The following is a 17,975-nucleotide window of genomic DNA, read 5'->3' on the forward strand; positions in this document are numbered from 1 at the left end:
GCTAATGGCGACGGAGGGCCAGCCATGATCGACCACGGTCACAGCCAGAAAGAGATTTCCGCCCGGATCAATGCCCCGCCCGGTCGCGGCGTCCTGCGGGATCTTGTCTATGGCGGGCTGGACGGGTCGGTCACGACCTTTGCCATTGTGTCCGGTGTCGCCGGGGCGGGTCTGTCGCCCTTTGTCATCGTGGCGCTTGGCCTTGCGAACGTGCTGGCCGACGGGTTTTCGATGGCGGCGGGGAACTATTCGGGCACCAAGGCCGAACTGGACAATATCCGCCGCATTCGCGCGGTCGAGGAACGCCATATCGACCTTTATCCCGAAGGCGAGCGCGGCGAAGTGCGCGAGATTCTGGCTCAGAAAGGACTTTCGGGCCGCGTTCTGAACGAGGCGACGGATGCCATCACCGATAATCGGGAAAACTGGATCAACCTGATGATCGAAGGCGAATACGGTCTGGGCAGTGTCGAGCCTCATCCGCTCAAGGCTGCAATGGCGACGTTCCTCGCGTTTCTGGTAGCCGGGATGGTTCCGCTGGTTCCGTTCCTGGTGTCCGTCCAGAATGCCTTTGCGGTCTCGGTCTCACTGACCCTTGCGGTTTTCTTCGCCATCGGTGCGATGAAAAGCCGGTGGTCGCTGGCACCTTGGTGGCGGTCGGGGTTTGAGACCTTGTTGATCGGCGGAACGGCGGCGTTGATTGCCTACCTTGTCGGGTCCCTGTTTCACCCCTGACGGCCCGGTTGGCCGTGGGGAATTGGTGTGAAAATGACTTGTTCACCGCTCTTCACACCGGGCGGCAGAACCTCTGGACCATTGCGGGAAGGCGTCTTATAAGCCTGCCATGCATGACCGTCTGGCCATCATTATTCGAATTATATTCCCGGCGCTCTGACCCTCTGAGACGCCGGGCAAAGGTGTTTGAGACTTCGCACCGAACGCTTCGATCCTAGTAAGACCAGATCATCCAAGGGACGCCCCAAATGTGCGCCGACACGATCCAGACACCTGACTACAAAGACACGCTGAACCTGCCCAAAACCGAGTTCCCGATGCGCGCTGGCCTGCCCAAGCGCGAGCCCGCATGGCTGGAGCGGTGGGAATCCATCGGCGTCTATGACCGCTTGCGTGAAAAAGAGGGCCGCACGCCCTTTACGCTGCATGATGGCCCTCCTTACGCGAACGGTCACCTGCATATCGGTCACGCGCTGAACAAAACCATCAAGGACATGATCGTGCGATCCCATCAGATGATGGGTTTCGACGCGCGTTACGTGCCCGGCTGGGACTGTCACGGCCTGCCCATCGAATGGAAAATCGAGGAGCAGTATCGCAAGAAGGGCAAAAACAAGGATGAGGTGAACATCGTCGACTTCCGTCAGGAATGCCGCAAGTTTGCCGAGGGCTGGATCGACGTCCAGCGCGAAGAGTTCAAGCGTCTGGGTATCACAGGCAACTGGCCCGATCCCTATATCACCATGGACTATCATGCCGAGGCCGTGATCGCCGACGAGTTCATGAAGTTCCTGATGAACGGCACGCTCTATCAGGGCTCGAAGCCCGTCATGTGGTCGCCCATCGAGAAAACTGCGCTGGCCGAGGCTGAGGTCGAATATCACGACAAGGAAAGCTTCACCATCTGGGTGAAGTTTAAGGTCGTGAATGCGGGCGATCTGGATGACGCTTTTGTGGTGATCTGGACCACGACGCCTTGGACCATGCCGTCGAACAAAGCGGTCGTGTACGGCAAGGACATCTCTTATGGCCTTTATGAAGTCACCGGAGCGCCGGAGGAATGTTGGGCCAATGTGGGCGACAAATTCCTGCTGGCCGACAATCTGGCCGCCGATGTGCTTGGCCGCGCCCGCCTGAACGACGACCAATGGACCCGCGTCCGCGATGTGACTGCCGATGAACTGGAAGGTGTCCAGCTGACCCACCCGCTGGCCGGCGCCGAGGGTGGCAATGGTGAATGGGACGACATCCGTGACTTCCGCGCCGCTGAGTTCGTAACCGACACCGAAGGCACAGGTTTCGTTCACTGTGCACCGTCCCACGGGATGGAAGAATTCGAGCTGTACCGCGATCTGGGGATGCTGGAACAGGTCATCACCTACAACGTGATGGACGATGGCTCATTCCGTGCTGATCTGCCGTTCTTTGGAGGCAAATTCATCCTGTCCCGCAAGGGCGGTGAGGGTGATGCGAACAAAGCCGTGATCGACAAGCTGGTCGAGGTTGGTGGACTGCTGGCGCGGGGCAAGATCAAACACAGCTACCCGCATTCGTGGCGCTCGAAGGCTCCGATCATCTATCGCAACACGCCGCAGTGGTTTGCCTCGGTCGACCGCAAGCTGGATGACGGTATGGGCGAGATGGGCGACACCATCCGCGAACGGGCCCTGCGCTCCATCGACGAGCTGGTGAAGTGGACCCCGCAGACCGGTCGCAACCGCCTGTATTCGATGATCGAAGCGCGCCCGGACTGGGTTCTGTCCCGCCAGCGCGCCTGGGGCGTGCCGCTGACCTGCTTCACCAAAAAGGGTGCTCTGCCGACCGACGCAGATTATCTGCTGCGCAACGCAGACCTGAACGCGCGTATCAAAGCGGCGTTCGAGAAGGATGGCGCGGATATCTGGTACACTGACGGGTTCAATGAGCAGGTGCTGGACGGCATTGCCAACCCGGACGACTACGATCAGGTGTTCGACGTGCTGGACGTGTGGTTCGACTCAGGCTCGACCCACGCTTTTGTTCTGCGCGACCGCGAGGACGGCACCGAAGACGGCATCGCCGATGTCTACATGGAAGGGACCGACCAGCATCGTGGCTGGTTCCATTCGTCCATGCTGCAGGCCTGCGGCACCAAAGGCCGGGCGCCTTATCGCAACGTTGTGACCCACGGCTTCACGCTGGATGCCAAGGGCAACAAGATGTCCAAATCGCTGGGCAACACCATCGTGCCGGAAGAGGTCATCAAGCAATATGGTGCCGATATCCTGCGCCTTTGGGTGGCTCAGACCGACTATACCGCCGACCAGCGGATCGGGCCGGAAATCCTCAAAGGCACCGCCGACAGCTATCGCCGCCTGCGCAACACCATGCGGTTCATGCTGGGTTCGCTGGCTGACTTCTCCGAGGCGGATCGCGTCGCGCCCGAGGATATGCCGCGACTGGAGCGTTGGGTTCTCAGCCGTCTGGCCGATCTGGATGAGCAAGTACGCAAGGGCTACGCCGCGTTCGACTTCCAGGGCGTGTTCAGTGCCGTATTCACCTTTGCGACCGTCGATCTGTCATCGTTCTATTTCGATATTCGCAAGGATGCGCTGTATTGCGATGGCGACACGCTGCGCCGCCGGTCCGCGCGCACCGTGCTGGATACCCTGTTCCACCGCCTGACCACCTGGCTGGCGCCGGTCCTGGTCTTCACCATGGAGGAAGTCTGGCTGGAACGGTTCCCGGGCGACGACAGTTCAGTCCATCTGGTGGACTTCCCCGAGACGCCTGCCGACTGGCGCAACGCCGAGCTTGAGACAGCCATGGCCAAGATCCGCCGGGTGCGCCGTGCTGTGACCGCTGCGCTGGAAGTGCAGCGCCAGGACAAGGTCATCGGCTCCAGCCTGGAGGCGGCGCCGATCGTATATATCGAAGACTCCGAAACCCGCGATCTGCTGGCAACGTTTGATGTGGATGACATGTGCATCACCTCTGGTCTGTCGGTGACCGGCGATCCGGCCCCGGCCGAGGCGTTTCGCGTGCCCGAGATCGAAGGCGTCGGAGTGGTGTTCGAAAAGGCGGAAGGCGCGAAGTGCCAACGGTGCTGGAAGATCCTGCCTGACGTGGGCCGCCACGCGCATGACGACGTTTGCGGGCGCTGCGACGAAGCGCTGGGCTGATCCGTTACCGGCGGCTATGGGGCAGGGCCTTTAGTGAGGCTCTGCCTTTCTCCGAAAGGTATATTGAACAAAAGACGGGCGAATTGTCCGGAATCGGGTTGCGGTGGCTGTGACCTGTCTGTCAGCATGACCGCATGGGAACGATTGCGGTAGACACACGGTTTGGGCGCCTCGGCATCGTCGAGGAAGACGAGGCAATCACGGGGCTGATTTGGGACGGGTCCGACGATGCCCCTGATACGCCGTTGCTCCGCGAGGCGGCGGCGCAGATGCGGGCCTACGACCAGAAGCGCCTGCAAAGGTTCGATCTGCCCTATCACGTAAAGGGATCAGAGTTTCAGCGCCGGGTCTGCGACGCAATGTTCGCGATCCCGCTGGGTGAGACCCGGACTTATGGCGAGTTGGCGGCGGAGCTGGGTTATTCGGCGCAGGCGGTGGGGCGCGGCTGTGGCGGCAATCCGATCCCGGTGATCATCCCATGCCACCGCGTTTTGGGGGCAAATGGAAGGATGGTCGGGTTTTCCGGGTGCGGGGGTGTCGAGACCAAGGTTGCCCTGTTGCGCCACGAAGGAGCTGCCAGCCTGCTTATCTGAACAGTGGAAACCTGTTGCAATCGCCCGGATTGCGGCCCAACTTATATTCGATACTGAATTTGAAGGACCGCATTGAATGACCACTGAAGCAGACCTTGCAGCCCGCAAAAAGGCAATTATCGACCGGCTGATGTCGCTTGAAGCGCAGGAGCTTGCCACGGCGCAGGCGCATTATGATGCGTTTCTGAAAGATTCGCAGCTGGATGACCGTGAAGGACATGACAAGGACGACATCGCTGCCTCGCGCGAGAATGCAGATCTGGCGGCAGCTTTCGACGCGCCGGTCCATGCCCATCATGCCAAGATCGACGTGATCGAAAACACTGATTTCAGCCTGACCGACACGGTGCAGCCCGGCGCGGTGATCAAATTCAACAACCGGCGGTTTGTTGTGTGTGTTTCAACGACGCGGTTTGACGTCGACGGCAACACCTATATGGGCATTTCCATGCAAAGCCCGATCTATCTGGCCATGGCGGGCCTGCAGGAGGGTGATGTGTTCACCCATAATGGCACCGAATTCGAAGTGCAGGAGGTCCTGTAATTTCAGCTATCGCGCGCGGGTACCATCTGCTGAGCGATGCCCGCGAAGGTCAGGTACAGGCTGGTGATGACCAGCCCCCAGTGGGCCCAGCTTTCGGGATGGAAATCGACCCAAGCCGCCCATCCTGCAAAGAACGTCCAGGCCAGGGCCATTGGCAACGTCAGATTGCGCCAGCGTTCGGTCCGGACCGGATGAACGAATTTTAGCGGCAGGAACATTGCCAATGATAGCAGCGTGACCAGCAGCAGGATCACCCAGAAATTCGGTTCGAGTGCGAAGATCACGATGACGAACATGTTCCAGCAGCCGGGGAAACCCGAAAACGAGTTGTCCTTGGTCTTCATTCGCGTATCCGCGAAATACATGGCACTGGCAAAAGTGATAACGATGATGGCGAACCAGCCGGTCCAGCCGTCCATCAGACCCGATTTGAACAGTGCAAAGGCAGGGATGAACACGTAAGTCAGGTAGTCGATGATCAGGTCCAGCAGGACGCCATCGAACTCGGGCGCGTTTTTCTTGACGTGATAGTGGCGGGCCAGCGGGCCGTCGATACCGTCCACGATGAACGAGACCACAAGCCAGAGATACATCAGGCTCCATTTTTCTTCGACGGCGGCCAGCATGGCAAGCATTGCAAAAACGGCACCGGTGGCGGTGAACAGATGAACGCTAAGGGCTTTGAATCTCAATGTCATGGGGGTGTCATGGACGATGCGGCCACGAGATGCAAAGCAAAAAGTCTCCAATGACCAAACGCCGGCGAATGGCTGTGGTGATCCGGTTCAGGCCTTGGGATGAGCCCGGTTGTAGACTTCCATCAGGCGCGCGCTGTCGACTGCCGTGTAGGTCTGCGTGGTCGAAAGCGACGCATGCCCCAGCAATTCCTGAATTGCGCGCAGATCACCACCCGCCGACAGAAGATGCGTAGCAAAGCTGTGCCTAAGTGCATGTGGGGTGGCTGTGGCAGGCAGGCCCAGCTGCATCCGTGCCTTCGCCATGACGCCCTGGATTGCGCGTGGGTTCAGCGGCCCGCCTCGCACACCGCGAAACAAAGCTTCTGAGGGCACCAGGGAATGAGGACAAAGCGACGTGTACCGTTCCACGGCCTGCCGGGCGACTGGCAGAACCGGCACGATCCTCTCCTTCCCGCCCTTGCCCAGAATCCGCAGTGTTGCTGGCAGAGGCACATCCCTACCCGTCAGGGACAGGGCTTCGGATATCCGCAATCCGCACCCGTAAAGCAGTGTGACCACCGCCATGTCCCGGGCCGCGACCCAATCCGAGCTGGATTGCAGTTCGACCGTATCAATCATCGCGCGCGCCGCATCTTCGGCAAGCGGACGGGGCAGTTTTTGGGTGTATTTGGGCGCGCGGGTCGACAGAACGGCGGTGGGTTCAAAGCCTTCGCGCTCGGCCAGCCAGCGATAAAAGCTTTTGACGGCGGACAGTTTGCGTGCCAGCGACCGTGCCCCCACGCCGCTACCGCGCTGATCCGCCATCCAGGCCCGCATGTCCGAAACCGTGATCCGTTCAAGCGCGGCCAGCCCCTGCTGCCCGTTATGGTGCAGGGTCATGAAGGACAAAAAGTCGGTGACATCGCCGCGATAGGCGGATTGCGTGTTCTCCGACCGTCCGGCCAGCGCGGCAAGCCCGTCAAGCCAGTGCTGCAGCGCATCGCGGCAGGCCGGAGAAATCAGGCTCACGACAGCCAGTGGCGCATGGAGCGTTCAAATACGCCTGCGAAAAAGGTCAGAAGGTCGGTGCCCAGTTGTGGAGTGAAATGTCGTGGATCCCGGGCGCCCATAACGATCATGCCCGGCAGGCGACCAGTGCCCAGGTTCAGCCGCAGGCAGGCTTCGGACCGCAAATGCCCCGCCTGCGCACCATAGATCCTGCGGCTGTGTTGACGGGTTTCGCGCAAGATGACATCCCGCGCGGATCTGCTGCGATCACTGTTGAGGTACGCGTCGACAAAGCCGGGCTCGACCACAGCCAGAACGCCCCCCAGCTTTTCGATGGCGGGATCGTTTTGTTCGATTGTGGTTTCCAGAACCAGAGTGATCTGGTCCACGCGCAAAATATCGGCCACGTCACTGCCCAGGGCGCGCAGGAATTCTTCGAACTCGACGGGCTCCAGCAGGCGCAAAATGGCGCGGTGTACTTGATTTGTGCCCGCAAGGTTCTCGTAAGCCGCCGCGATGACCGAGCGGTGGGTGTCTTCCAGCCGGTCCAGCCGCGCTTCAAGCCGCTGCATGGCGATGCCGCGCAGGTCGATGACATTTTCGCCACGCGCCTGTTCGTTCGCGGCCACCAGGGCCTGCATCAGGTCCTTGTCATCCAGCACAGCGTCTGGTTCAGCCAGAATCGCGGCGCGAAGGCTATCCTCGAGTTTGGGGTTACTGCTCATATCCCGTCCGGTCTTTTTTTGTTTTGCCGGACTATAACATGGCTTGCCGCGATTGCCTTGGAAAAAATGCAGCTTTGACGGGTTTTCTCAGGTCTGATGCGGGGGCTCCCGCCTGCCTGCGCCTGATCGGGGATCAGGCCTCGGCCGTTGGGCCGGGCGCGCCGCCAGACGGCGCCGCGCGGTTGTGCAATGGATCAGAGGATTTTCTGGCCGGTCTTGGCCCAGTCGGCCAGGAAGGTCTCGAGACCCTTGTCGGTCAGCGGGTGATCGGCCAGTTTCTTGATGACGGCGGGCGGTGCTGTGATCACGTCGGCACCGATGCGCGCGCTGTCGGTCACATGGTTCACGGTGCGGATCGAGGCGGCCAGAATTTCAGTTTCGAACCCGTAATTGTCATAAACCTGACGGATGTCGGCGATCAGATCCATGCCATCGAGGTTGATGTCGTCCAGACGTCCGATGAAGGGCGAGATGAAGGTCGCACCAGCCTTGGCTGCCAGAATGGCCTGGTTGGTGGAGAAGCAGAGAGTCACGTTGACCATCTGGCCTTCGTCGGTCAGCGTTTTGCATGTTTTCAGACCAGCCCATGTCAGCGGCACTTTTACAGCGATGTTGGGGGCGATCTTGGCCAGCTTGCGGCCTTCGGCGATCATGTCGTCGGCTTCGGTTGCGACCACTTCGGCAGACACAGGCCCGTCGACCAGATCGCAGATTTCCTTGGTCACTTCCAGAATGTCGCGGCCCGACTTCAGGATCAGCGACGGGTTGGTGGTTACGCCGTCCACCATGCCCAGATCGTTCAGTTCGGCGATGGCATCGATCTCGGCGGTGTCTACAAAGAATTTCATGAGGGCAGTCCTTTGATGGGTTGGCCTTGGTTGCGGATGGCTTTACCTCAAAGAGACCCATGCTGGAACCCCCTGCGAAGGATATGCCGTGAGCGCTAACGGATTTTTCGACGAAGGAGACCTGGTTGCGGTGCTGACGACGCAGCCGCTGGACCGGACGTTGGACTATAAGGTGCCCGAGGGTGGGTGCTTTCTGGGGGCGTTTGTCGAAGTACCATTGGGGCCGCGCAAGGTTCTTGGCGTGGTCTGGGGGCCGGGGCAGGGGGGCTTTGACCTTGCCAAGGCGCGGTCGGTCATACGTGTGCTCGAGGTTGCGCCGATGCGAGAGGAGATGCGCGTGTTTCTGGGGCGGGTGGCCGATTACACGCTGACGCCGATGCCCGCGATGCTGCGTCTGGCGACCCGCGCGCCGGGGCTGGGTGATCCGCCGTCTATGCGCAAGATATATCGCCTTGGCGAAGGTCAACCTGACCGGATGACGGATGCACGTACCCGCGTGCTGGAAGTGTTGCGCGACTATGGAGGGCTGGCCTTTACGCTGAAGGAGCTGGCTGAACAGGCGGGGGTGACGTCCTCGGTCGTCAAGGGCTTGGTCAAGCAAGGCGCGGTTCGGGAAGAGGACAGCCCGCGAGATCTGCCCTATCCGCGTCTGGACCCGGATTTACCTGGAAAGGAGCTGACAGATGATCAGGCAGAGGCGGTCGCGCGGCTGCAAGCCGGGCAGCGGACGGGGAATTATGGCACGACGTTACTGAAGGGCGTGACCGGGTCCGGCAAGACCGAGGTGTATCTGGAAGCGGTGGCCGAGACTTTGCGGCAAGGGCGGCAGGCGCTGGTCTTGCTGCCAGAGATTGCCCTGACTGCCGAGTTTCTGACCCGGGTCGAGGCAAGGTTTGGCGCGCGGCCGGCCGAATGGCACTCGGGCGCGACCATGACCGAACGCCGCCGGGTCTGGCGGATGGTCGGGCAGGGGGATGCGCAACTGGTGGTCGGCGCCCGGTCGGCCCTGTTCCTGCCGTTTCGCAATCTGGGCCTGGTTGTCGTCGATGAGGAACATGATACCTCTTACAAGCAAGAGGATGGCGTGCATTACAGCGCCCGCGACATGGCGGTCCTGCGCGCGGCGATCTGTGGCGCGCGGGTGATTCTGGCCAGTGCCACGCCCTCATTGGAAAGCTGGGCCAACGCCGAGGCCGGGAAATACGAGCGTCTCGATCTGACGTCGCGGTTCGGGGCGGCAGTCCTGCCCGAGATGAAGCCCATCGACATGCGCGCCGAACAGATGCAGGCAGGGACGTGGATTTCCCCGTCCCTGCGGCAGGCCGTGCGGCAGCGGATCGAGAAGGGTGAACAATCGCTGCTGTTCATCAACCGCCGTGGCTACGCGCCGGTGACGCTCTGCCGCGCTTGCGGTGAACAGATTGCCTGTGATCACTGTGACGCGCGGATGGTCGAGCATCGCTTTTTGAAACGCCTTATGTGCCATCAATGCGGCGAAACCAAACCGATGCCCGAGACCTGTCCGTCCTGCGGGGTCGAAGGCAAACTGGCCCCGGTCGGGCCGGGAATCGAGCGGCTGGCGGAAGAGGCCGAAGCGACCTTTCCCGAGGCGAAGATCGCGATGCTCAGTTCCGACCTGTTCGGCTCGGCGCGGGCGCTGAAGGCCAAGATTGCAGAGATTGCCGAAGGCGACGCGGATCTTATCATCGGGACACAGCTGGTGGCCAAAGGGCACAACTTTCCAAAGCTGACGCTGGTCGGAGTTATCGACGCGGATCTCAGCCTGCATGGCGCAGACCTGCGGGCTGCCGAGCGGACCTTCCAGTTGATGCGGCAGGTTGCGGGTCGGGCCGGTCGGGCCGACAAGCCCGGGCAGGCGCTGTTGCAGACCTTTCAACCGGAACATCCTGTCATCCGCGCCATTCTGTCCGGCGATGAAGAAGGTTTCTGGAAGGCCGAGGCCGCCGGGCGGCAGGCGGCAGGCGTGCCGCCTTATGGCCGCATGGCTGGAATTGTTCTGTCGGGCCCAGAGGTCGGCCCGGTTTTCGACATCGGCAATGCCATGGCCCGCAATGACGCGCCGCTGCGTGACGTGGGCGCGCAGGTGTTTGGTCCGGCCCCGGCGCCCATCGCCCGCATCCGTGGCCGCCACAGGGTGCGGCTGCTGGTCAAAGCGCCGAAGGGCGCGCCCATTCAGGACGCCATCGCGCGCTGGATCGCGCCTTTGCGCCTGAAAGGCGATATCCGACTTTCCGTGGATATCGACCCGCAAAGCTTCTACTGACGTCTGCATCTGCGCAGGCCTGCTGTGCGCATGCCGCTTCCCTCTCGCCAAACTGTTCAAATGGGCGTAGAGGGAGTCCCATGCTGAAACCCATGCCGCTTTCTGAGGCGCAGAGCCTTCCGTTCTGGCGCCGTCCGGTCACGCTCCTTTTCGTGATGGCATTGACCATGCCCATCGCGTTCAACGCGTGGAGCGCGCTGTTGAACAACTTTGTCATCGAGGTGGCGAATTTTGACGGTGCGGATATCGGTTTGCTGCATACGGTGCGGGAAATTCCGGGCTTTCTCGCCGTCGGCGTGATTGCCGTGATCCTGTTCATTCGCGAACAGGTGCTGGCGATGATCTCCCTGATGCTGCTGGGTGTTGCAACGGCCGTCACCGCTTGGTTTCCCAGCCTTGGCGGGTTGCTGTTTGTGACGCTGTTCAGTTCGATCGGCTTTCACTACTACGAAACGGTAAACCAGTCGCTGCAACTGCAATGGTTGCCCAAAGACCGCGCGCCGCAAGTGCTGGGATGGCTGGTGGCGATGGGGTCTGCCTCGACTCTGGTGGTCTACGGCCTGATCGTTCTGACATGGGACCGGTTCGATCTGTCCTACAACACCGTATTCATGGCGGCCGGGGGGCTGACGGCGCTGCTCGGCTTGTTGTGCCTGGTCGCTTACCCGCAATTCGATGCGCCGACGCCGCAGACAAAGAAGATCATACTCCGCCGCCGGTATTGGCTGTACTATGCGCTGCAATTCATGGCCGGGGCCCGGCGGCAGATTTTCATTGTTTTCGCCGGTTTCATGATGGTCGAGAAGTTCGGTTTTGACGTGCACGAACTGACAGGGCTGTATCTGATCAATCTGCTGATCAACATGACCGCTGCGCCCATGTTGGGCAAAGCGGTGGCGATGTTCGGCGAACGCCGCACGCTGATTTTTGAGTATACCGGTCTGGCGATCGTGTTCGCGGCCTATGGCGGTATCTACTGGTTTGGCTGGGGCGTGCTGCTGGCCGCAATCCTATACGTGATCGACCACGTACTGTTCGCGCTGGCATTGGCGTTGAAGACCTATTTCCAGAAGATCGCCGACCCGGCGGATATTGCGCCCACGGCGGCGGTGGCTTTCACGATCAACCATATCGCGGCTGTGTTCCTGCCTGCATTGCTGGGGCTCCTGTGGGTTGTCTCGCCCGGCGCCGTTTTCGGGCTGGCTGCTGCCATGGCGCTGGTCTCGCTGGGTCTGTCCCTGCTGATCCCGCGTCACCCGGAACCGGGCAACGAAACCATCCTGTCGAAATACGCCCCCGCCCCCGCCGAATAGGCGCCAGCGCTTGACCTTGGCGGCCGGTGGCCCTAGGCGAAGTGCGAGATTGGACAGGAGGCCTCGATGCCCACATTCACTGCGCTCACGACACTGAACGGGAAGAAAGCCGCCGAAAGCCTGGGCGAAGCGATGGAGCGTCTGGACCCGGAACCAACTGGCGTGGGCGTGTTCGAGGTCGAAGACGACTCGGGCCTGTGGGAGGTTGGCGGTTACTTCACCGAAGCCCCCGATGAAACCGCGCTGGCCGTTCTGGCCGCTGCGTTCGGGGCGAAGCCCTTTGTCGTTTCGGAACTGCCCGAAACCGACTGGGTCGCGCATGTCCGCCGGGAACTGGCACCGGTCGAGGCGGGGCGGTTCTTTGTCTATGGCAGCCATGATGCGGACAAGCTGCCCGAAGGCCGTATCCCTCTGCTGATCGAGGCCGCGATGGCGTTTGGCACGGGGCACCATGGCACGACCCTTGGATGCCTCAAGGCGTTGGATCGGTTGCTTGACGAAGGGTTCTCGGCGGCGAAAGTGGCAGATATCGGCTGTGGCACCGCTGTTCTGGCAATGGCCGCCGCGCGGGTCTGGAACGGGCAGTTTCTGGCCAGCGATATTGATCAGGTCGCGGTTGACGTGGCCGAGGCCAACCTGAAGGCAAACGGGATGTCCGGTCAGGTGCTCTGTATCGAGGCGGCGGGCTTCGATCACCCCGAACTGCAATCGCATGCGCCCTATGACCTGATCTTTGCGAATATTCTGAAAGGTCCGCTGGTGGCTCTGGCACCGGAAATTTCAGCGAATCTGCGCTCTGGAGGCTACGCGATTCTGTCAGGGATTCTGAACGAACAGGCCGATGACGTCGTTTCCGTTTATTTACAAAATGGGTTCAATACCCATCATCGCGGCCAGATTGGTGACTGGACGACGCTGATCTTAAGCAAACAGGGCTAATTCAGGGCCATTTGCAGGAGTTTTGTGGTTTTTTGCCTCTTTTTTGTCGCAATCTGTTTCTACCGTCATTCAAGTCAGCGGGGGGCGGTTTTAGGAGGCTGCCATGACGGTAAAACAACTGGAGTTCGATCAGCGCGTCAATCGCCTGAACAAGAAGCACAGCAAGATGAGCCACGGCTATCGTGCGACGATGCGCAAGGATGGTCTGGTGGTGATGAAACCACAACGCGTCAGATCGGCGATCCCTGCAAAGGTTCTGCTGTTCTGCATCTGCGGGTTCTTTGCCTTCAAGGCGTTTCTGCTGTCCAGCCTTGGTCCGAACGGTTATGACCACCGCATTGACACCCTAAGCCAGGGCACCTCGGTTGAGCAGGCGGGAGCCTGGATCATGCAGGTGGACCCGATGACAGAGTTTCTCTCGGTTCAGCTTAACAAAGTCCTCTACTGACTTGGCCTGAATCAAAAAACACCGCGCTGCTTCTGGCTGCGCGGTGTTTTTTTTGCTCCGTAAAGGAGCTGTGAGTGGGCGTTTGCCGTCTTAGCGGCGGCCTTCGGCAACGACGTCGATGTCGCCACGGCACAGGCCGATATCTTCCAGTTCACGGTCGGTCAGACCGCTCAGCGCGTTGCGGGTAACGCGGGCGTCATTCCATTCGACAACGGCGTTGACGACCGCTGCGAAAGTTTCACCGATACGGCCAACGAGGCCGAACGAGCCAGTGGCGGTGCGGGTTGTGTCCAGTGCAGCCATATCCTGTTTCCTTCTGGTTTGTGTTACTGTCTGATCTTGCGATCTGCCGGGCATCTAGTGATGTCATATCGCCGGCACAAGAGCGGAATTTGCATGTGTCCTATGCAATTTCTGCAGAGCTCGAGTTTCATTAAATTCCCTTAAATCATTGATGAATTTCCCTTTCATTAGGTGGCGGAAACAGGACATTCCGGGTCGCAAAAAGGGTCCATCCGTCGCCGTTGAGACAGGTCTGTCGTTTTTGGCCTTTGGGTCAATTCGCTTGGAAAATGTTCTTGCTTCGTGCTAGTTGATAAAAAAATCACACGAACCCGAGCAGGCCAAAGGCACAACATGCGAATTCTAGGCATTGATCCGGGGCTGAGAACCCTGGGATGGGGCATCATCGAATCACATGGCAGCCGTCTGAGCCATGTCGCCAACGGGTTGTGCAAGTCGGACGGGGACGATCTGGGTGAACGCCTTTTGTCCCTGCACAACCAGATCGTCGAGGTCATAGCCGAGTATCGACCGGATCAGGCCGCGATCGAGCAGACATTCGTCAACAAGGACGGGGCCGGAACGCTGAAACTGGGTCAGGCGCGCGGCGTGGCGTTGCTGACGCTGGCGAAGGCCGGTTTGACGGTCGGGGAATATGCGCCCAACCGGGTCAAGAAAACCGTGGTCGGTGTGGGTCACGCCGAAAAAGAGCAGGTGCTGCATATGGTCAAGCTGCAACTGCCGGGGTGTCAGCCCAAAGGGGCGGACGCGGCGGATGCGCTGGCGATTGCTATCTGTCATTCCTATTACGGCGCGGCGCCTCAGGCGCGGATGAAAGAGGTGCGGGCATGATCGGAAAATTGACCGGGCGGCTGGATTATCGCGCGGCAGACCACGTGCTGATTGATGTGCGCGGGGTCGGCTATATCGTCTACTGTTCGGACCGGACCATGGCGGCACTACCGGGTGTGGGTGAGGGCGTCTCGATCTACACCGAGATGGTCGTGCGTGAGGACCTCATGCAGCTTTACGGGTTTCTGTCGCTGGTCGAAAAGGAATGGCATCGCTTGCTGTGTTCGGTGCAGGGCGTTGGGGCCAAGGTCTCGCTAGCCATTCTGTCCGCACTGGGACCGGACGGGGTCAGCCGCGCCATTGCGTTGGGTGACTGGGGTGCGGTCAAGGTGGCCAAGGGTGTCGGACCTAAGACGGCGCAGCGAATTGTGCTGGACCTCAAGGACAAGGCTCCGGGCGTGATGGCAATGGGCGGCACGGTGACAGAGGCGATGAACGGTCCCGAACTGGAAGTGGTCGAATCGTCCGAACCTGCACCAGTCGCCAAACCGACGGTCAGGCCAGTCTCGGGTTCGGCGGCTGCTACTGCGGGGGCTTTGTCGGCCCTGTCCAACTTGGGGTATGGACCGTCCGAGGCAGCATCGGCCGTGGCCGAAGCCGCAGCCAACCTGCCCGACGCGGATGAGGCGGAACTGATCCGGGCCGCTTTGAAACTGCTTGCTCCGAAAGGGTGAATGAATGGTAGACGCCGATCCCGCCCTGCGCCCTGACCCGTTGCCGGAAGACAATGACCGTGCGCTGCGTCCGCAGGGGCTGGACGAATTTGTCGGTCAGGCCGAGGCAAGAGCCAATCTGCGCATCTTCATCCAGTCAGCCCGCCAGCGGGGCGAGGCGATGGATCACACGTTGTTCCATGGCCCGCCGGGGCTTGGGAAAACCACGCTGGCGCAGATCATGGCGCGCGAGCTGGGGGTGAATTTCCGCATGACTTCGGGCCCCGTGCTGGCCAAGGCGGGCGATCTGGCGGCGATCCTGACCAATCTGGAATCTCGGGACGTATTATTCATCGACGAAATCCACCGTCTGAACCCGGCTGTTGAAGAGGTGCTGTATCCGGCGATGGAGGATTTCGAGCTGGATCTGGTGATCGGTGAAGGTCCTGCAGCGCGCACCGTGCGGATCGAATTGCAGCCCTTCACTCTGGTGGGCGCTACGACCCGCATGGGGCTGCTGACCACGCCTTTGCGCGACCGGTTTGGTATTCCAACGCGGTTGCAGTTCTACACGGTCGACGAACTGCACGAGATCGTCACCCGCAACGCGCGCAAGCTGGGTGCTCCGGCTGATGATGAAGGCGCGCGCGAGATCGCCCGGCGTTCGCGTGGAACCCCCCGGATCGCCGGGCGGCTGCTGCGGCGCGTGGTCGATTTTGCCATTGTCGAGGGCGATGGACGGATTACACGTGATCTGGCCGATGGTGCCCTGACGCGTCTGGGTGTGGACAACCTGGGGCTGGATGGCGCGGACCGGCGTTATCTGAAGCTGATCGCCGAGAATTACACGGGCGGCCCTGTGGGAATCGAAACCTTGTCGGCGGCGCTGTCAGAAAGCCGGGATTCGCTTGAAGAAGTGATTGAGCCCTATTTGTTGCAGCAGGGACTGATACAGCGCACTCCGCGTGGACGGATGCTGGCGCAGAAGGCATGGACCCATTTGGGAATGGCCGCGCCCCGTGGGCAGAGCGATCTGTTTGGTTGATGCGGTGCGCCATGGGTTTTATGCCTTCGGCGAGAGTATTTTTGAAAAGATGAAGGGTCGGCCGTGACACCGGAAGAAATCAAAGCACTTTTTACGCGTGAAAACGGCGAGTTCCTGTTCGCGCGTTGGGGGCGACCGATCGTGCCGATCGTCTTTGGCGTCGAAGATGATACGCTTTCAGTGATCAAGGGTGCGTTCGAGGCGGTTGTCGCGCTGGCTGGCCACAAGATGGCCGAGACCGATCCGGAACTGGGCGCGAACTGCATGGTCTTCTTTTTTCGCGACTGGCAGGAATTGCAGGAGGTGCCCGATCTGGACCGTCTGATCCCTGATCTGACCCCTCTGGTCGGGCGGCTGATGGAGGCGGATGCCAACCAGTACCGTATATTCCGGTTCGAGGAGGACGGGACCATCCGGGCGGCGTTCGTGTTTTTGAAGATGGATGGCGAATTGTCCAAAATTCCTGCCGAAACGCTTGCGCTGGGGCAGGTGGTACAGACCGTTTTGTTGTGGTCCGATGCTGCGTTCCGGTCGCAGTCTCCGCTGGCCGTGGCTGGCGAGACGACAATTCTGCGCCCTGAAATCGCTGCGCTGATCCGGGCCGCCTATGATCCGATTTTGCCGGGAATGGCGCAGGATGCGTCCCACGCATTGCGATTGTTTGCGCGTCTGGAGCAGCCACAATGAAGCACGTCTTTCCCATTCGTGTCTATTACGAAGACACCGACATGGGTGGTGTTGTCTATCATGCGAATTACCTGCGTTTTATTGAACGGGCACGGTCGGACTGGGTGCGCAACCTCGGCAATGACCAGAACGCGATGCGGGATCAGGGGATTGTCTGGGTCGTGCGCCGGATCGAGGCGGATTATCTGTCGCCGGCCAAATTTGATGATGAACTGATCGTCGAGACCGAGATGATTTCGATTTCAGGAGTGCGCCTGACCATGGCGCAGCTTGTTCGGCGCGGCCAAACCGAGATTTTCCGCGCCACCGTGACCGCCGTTTGCATCAATAGCGAGGGCAAGCCGATCCGTCTTCCGGCAGAGATTCGCGCATTGATGTAACAATTTACTCAGCCGGGGTGGTTCTGTTGGCTTTTCGATACCAACTGCGTTAGCGTTTGGCAAAACAAGGCCAAATGGCTGTCAGGCAAAACAAAGAGCAGGTTCATGGAAGCTGAAACGCTGGCGCTGGCGCAGGAGATCGACTTCTCCATGTGGGGGCTGTTTGCCCGCGCGACATTTATCGTCAAACTGGTGATGCTGATACTGGTCGTTGCATCGTTCTGGTCCTGGGCGATCATCATTCAAAAACTGATCAATTACCGCGCAGCGCGACGCGAAGCGCAGGTTTTTGATGAATCCTTCTGGTCCGGCAATCCGCTGGATGAGCTGTTTGAACAGATCGGGACGCGACCGGACGGCAGTTCCGAGAAGATATTCGCCGCCGGCATGATCGAGTGGCGCAGGTCACACCGGACCGACGGCGGCTTGATTGCCGGCGCGACGGCACGGATTGACCGGTCGATGGATGTGGCCATCGCAAAAGAGGCGGAAACACTGCAAAAAGGTCTGCCCATATTGGCCACGGTCGGCTCGACCGCGCCATTTATCGGTTTGTTCGGCACCGTATGGGGCATCATGAACGCCTTTATTGAGATCGCCGAGCAGCAGAACACCAACCTTGCCGTTGTCGCGCCCGGTATTGCCGAAGCGCTTCTGGCCACCGGTCTGGGCCTGCTGGCCGCGATCCCGGCGGTGATTTTCTACAACAAGCTCAGCGCGGACAGTGATCGGATCGTTGGCGGGTATGAAGCCTTTGCCGACGAATTCGCCACCATCCTGTCGCGGCAGTTGGACAGCTGA

General features: G+C 60.3%; 19 protein-coding genes. 14 read left to right on the top strand and 5 right to left on the bottom strand.

Features of this window, described 5'->3' with window-relative positions; translation table 11 throughout:
- Positions 1-24: 24 nt before the first annotated feature.
- The 4 genes from AC2FIR_RS07365 to AC2FIR_RS07380 all read left to right on the top strand — a co-directional run bounded on the left by AC2FIR_RS07365 (position 25) and on the right by AC2FIR_RS07380 (position 5,033).
- Entirely contained in the window at positions 25-735 is a 711-nt protein-coding gene (locus tag AC2FIR_RS07365) for a VIT1/CCC1 transporter family protein (protein WP_170613355.1), read from the top strand.
- Between the two features lie 248 nt (positions 736-983).
- Positions 984-3,896, top strand: coding sequence for an isoleucine--tRNA ligase (gene ileS / locus AC2FIR_RS07370; RefSeq protein WP_496715446.1), 2,913 nt, complete (start codon positions 984-986; stop codon positions 3,894-3,896).
- A gap of 134 nt (positions 3,897-4,030) precedes the next feature.
- Positions 4,031-4,489, top strand: a complete 459-nt coding sequence (locus AC2FIR_RS07375; RefSeq protein ID WP_170613351.1) for a methylated-DNA--[protein]-cysteine S-methyltransferase — start codon at positions 4,031-4,033, stop codon at positions 4,487-4,489.
- Between the two features lie 76 nt (positions 4,490-4,565).
- The gene (locus AC2FIR_RS07380) at positions 4,566-5,033 is read left to right on the top strand and encodes a hypothetical protein (protein WP_170613349.1); all 468 of its coding nucleotides are present in this window, start codon (positions 4,566-4,568) and stop codon (positions 5,031-5,033) included.
- Between the two features lie 2 nt (positions 5,034-5,035).
- On the opposite strand, the gene AC2FIR_RS07385 is transcribed toward AC2FIR_RS07380, so the two are convergent.
- The 4 genes from AC2FIR_RS07385 to fsa all read right to left on the bottom strand — a co-directional run bounded on the left by AC2FIR_RS07385 (position 5,036) and on the right by fsa (position 8,291).
- Positions 5,036-5,731: a CDP-alcohol phosphatidyltransferase family protein gene (locus tag AC2FIR_RS07385; RefSeq protein WP_170613347.1), complete on the bottom strand. Its 696-nt coding sequence runs from the start codon at positions 5,729-5,731 to the stop codon at positions 5,036-5,038.
- An 87-nt stretch (positions 5,732-5,818) separates the two neighbouring features.
- Positions 5,819-6,739 (bottom strand): tyrosine recombinase XerC, encoded by a 921-nt coding sequence (locus tag AC2FIR_RS07390; RefSeq protein WP_170807736.1) that lies wholly within the window; start codon positions 6,737-6,739, stop codon positions 5,819-5,821.
- Positions 6,736-7,443, bottom strand: a complete 708-nt coding sequence (locus tag AC2FIR_RS07395; RefSeq protein WP_170807737.1) for a DUF484 family protein — start codon at positions 7,441-7,443, stop codon at positions 6,736-6,738. The genes AC2FIR_RS07390 and AC2FIR_RS07395 overlap by 4 nt, the downstream gene beginning before the upstream one ends.
- Positions 7,444-7,637: 194 nt before the next feature.
- Positions 7,638-8,291 carry a fructose-6-phosphate aldolase gene (gene fsa / locus AC2FIR_RS07400; protein ID WP_170613342.1) on the bottom strand — a complete coding sequence of 218 codons (654 nt, stop codon included), beginning with the start codon at positions 8,289-8,291 and terminating at the stop codon, positions 7,638-7,640.
- A gap of 88 nt (positions 8,292-8,379) precedes the next feature.
- On the opposite strand from fsa, the gene AC2FIR_RS07405 reads away from it, so the two are divergent.
- From AC2FIR_RS07405 to AC2FIR_RS07420, 4 genes are all read left to right on the top strand, one after another.
- Entirely contained in the window at positions 8,380-10,575 is a 2,196-nt protein-coding gene (locus AC2FIR_RS07405; RefSeq protein WP_496715442.1) for a primosomal protein N', read from the top strand.
- A gap of 80 nt (positions 10,576-10,655) precedes the next feature.
- On the top strand, positions 10,656-11,888 hold the full coding sequence (locus AC2FIR_RS07410; protein WP_170678188.1) for an MFS transporter: 1,233 nt from the start codon (positions 10,656-10,658) through the stop codon (positions 11,886-11,888).
- Between the two features lie 66 nt (positions 11,889-11,954).
- Complete coding sequence (locus AC2FIR_RS07415) at positions 11,955-12,827, top strand: 50S ribosomal protein L11 methyltransferase (protein WP_170613336.1); 873 nt, start codon at positions 11,955-11,957, stop codon at positions 12,825-12,827.
- Positions 12,828-12,930: 103 nt separating this feature from the next.
- On the top strand, positions 12,931-13,275 hold the full coding sequence (locus AC2FIR_RS07420; protein WP_170613334.1) for a hypothetical protein: 345 nt from the start codon (positions 12,931-12,933) through the stop codon (positions 13,273-13,275).
- Positions 13,276-13,365: 90 nt separating this feature from the next.
- Here the strand turns inward: AC2FIR_RS07420 and AC2FIR_RS07425 are convergent, their stop codons facing one another.
- Positions 13,366-13,578, bottom strand: coding sequence for a DUF1127 domain-containing protein (locus AC2FIR_RS07425; protein ID WP_170613332.1), 213 nt, complete (start codon positions 13,576-13,578; stop codon positions 13,366-13,368).
- Between the two features lie 333 nt (positions 13,579-13,911).
- On the opposite strand from AC2FIR_RS07425, the gene ruvC reads away from it, so the two are divergent.
- From ruvC to tolQ, 6 genes are all read left to right on the top strand, one after another.
- Positions 13,912-14,409, top strand: a complete 498-nt coding sequence (gene ruvC, locus AC2FIR_RS07430) for a crossover junction endodeoxyribonuclease RuvC (protein ID WP_170613330.1) — start codon at positions 13,912-13,914, stop codon at positions 14,407-14,409.
- Positions 14,406-15,083, top strand: a complete 678-nt coding sequence (gene ruvA / locus AC2FIR_RS07435; RefSeq protein ID WP_496762093.1) for a Holliday junction branch migration protein RuvA — start codon at positions 14,406-14,408, stop codon at positions 15,081-15,083. The genes ruvC and ruvA overlap by 4 nt, the downstream gene beginning before the upstream one ends.
- 4 nt (positions 15,084-15,087) lie before the next feature.
- Entirely contained in the window at positions 15,088-16,107 is a 1,020-nt protein-coding gene (ruvB, locus tag AC2FIR_RS07440; protein WP_170613326.1) for a Holliday junction branch migration DNA helicase RuvB, read from the top strand.
- 63 nt (positions 16,108-16,170) lie between these two features.
- Positions 16,171-16,794 (top strand): RNA methyltransferase, encoded by a 624-nt coding sequence (locus tag AC2FIR_RS07445; RefSeq protein ID WP_170613324.1) that lies wholly within the window; start codon positions 16,171-16,173, stop codon positions 16,792-16,794.
- Entirely contained in the window at positions 16,791-17,174 is a 384-nt protein-coding gene (gene ybgC / locus AC2FIR_RS07450; protein ID WP_170613322.1) for a tol-pal system-associated acyl-CoA thioesterase, read from the top strand. The genes AC2FIR_RS07445 and ybgC overlap by 4 nt, the downstream gene beginning before the upstream one ends.
- Before the next feature lie 105 nt (positions 17,175-17,279).
- On the top strand, positions 17,280-17,975 hold the full coding sequence (gene tolQ / locus AC2FIR_RS07455) for a protein TolQ (RefSeq protein WP_170613320.1): 696 nt from the start codon (positions 17,280-17,282) through the stop codon (positions 17,973-17,975).

The organism is Ruegeria sp. CDSB136 (genome assembly GCF_059610965.1).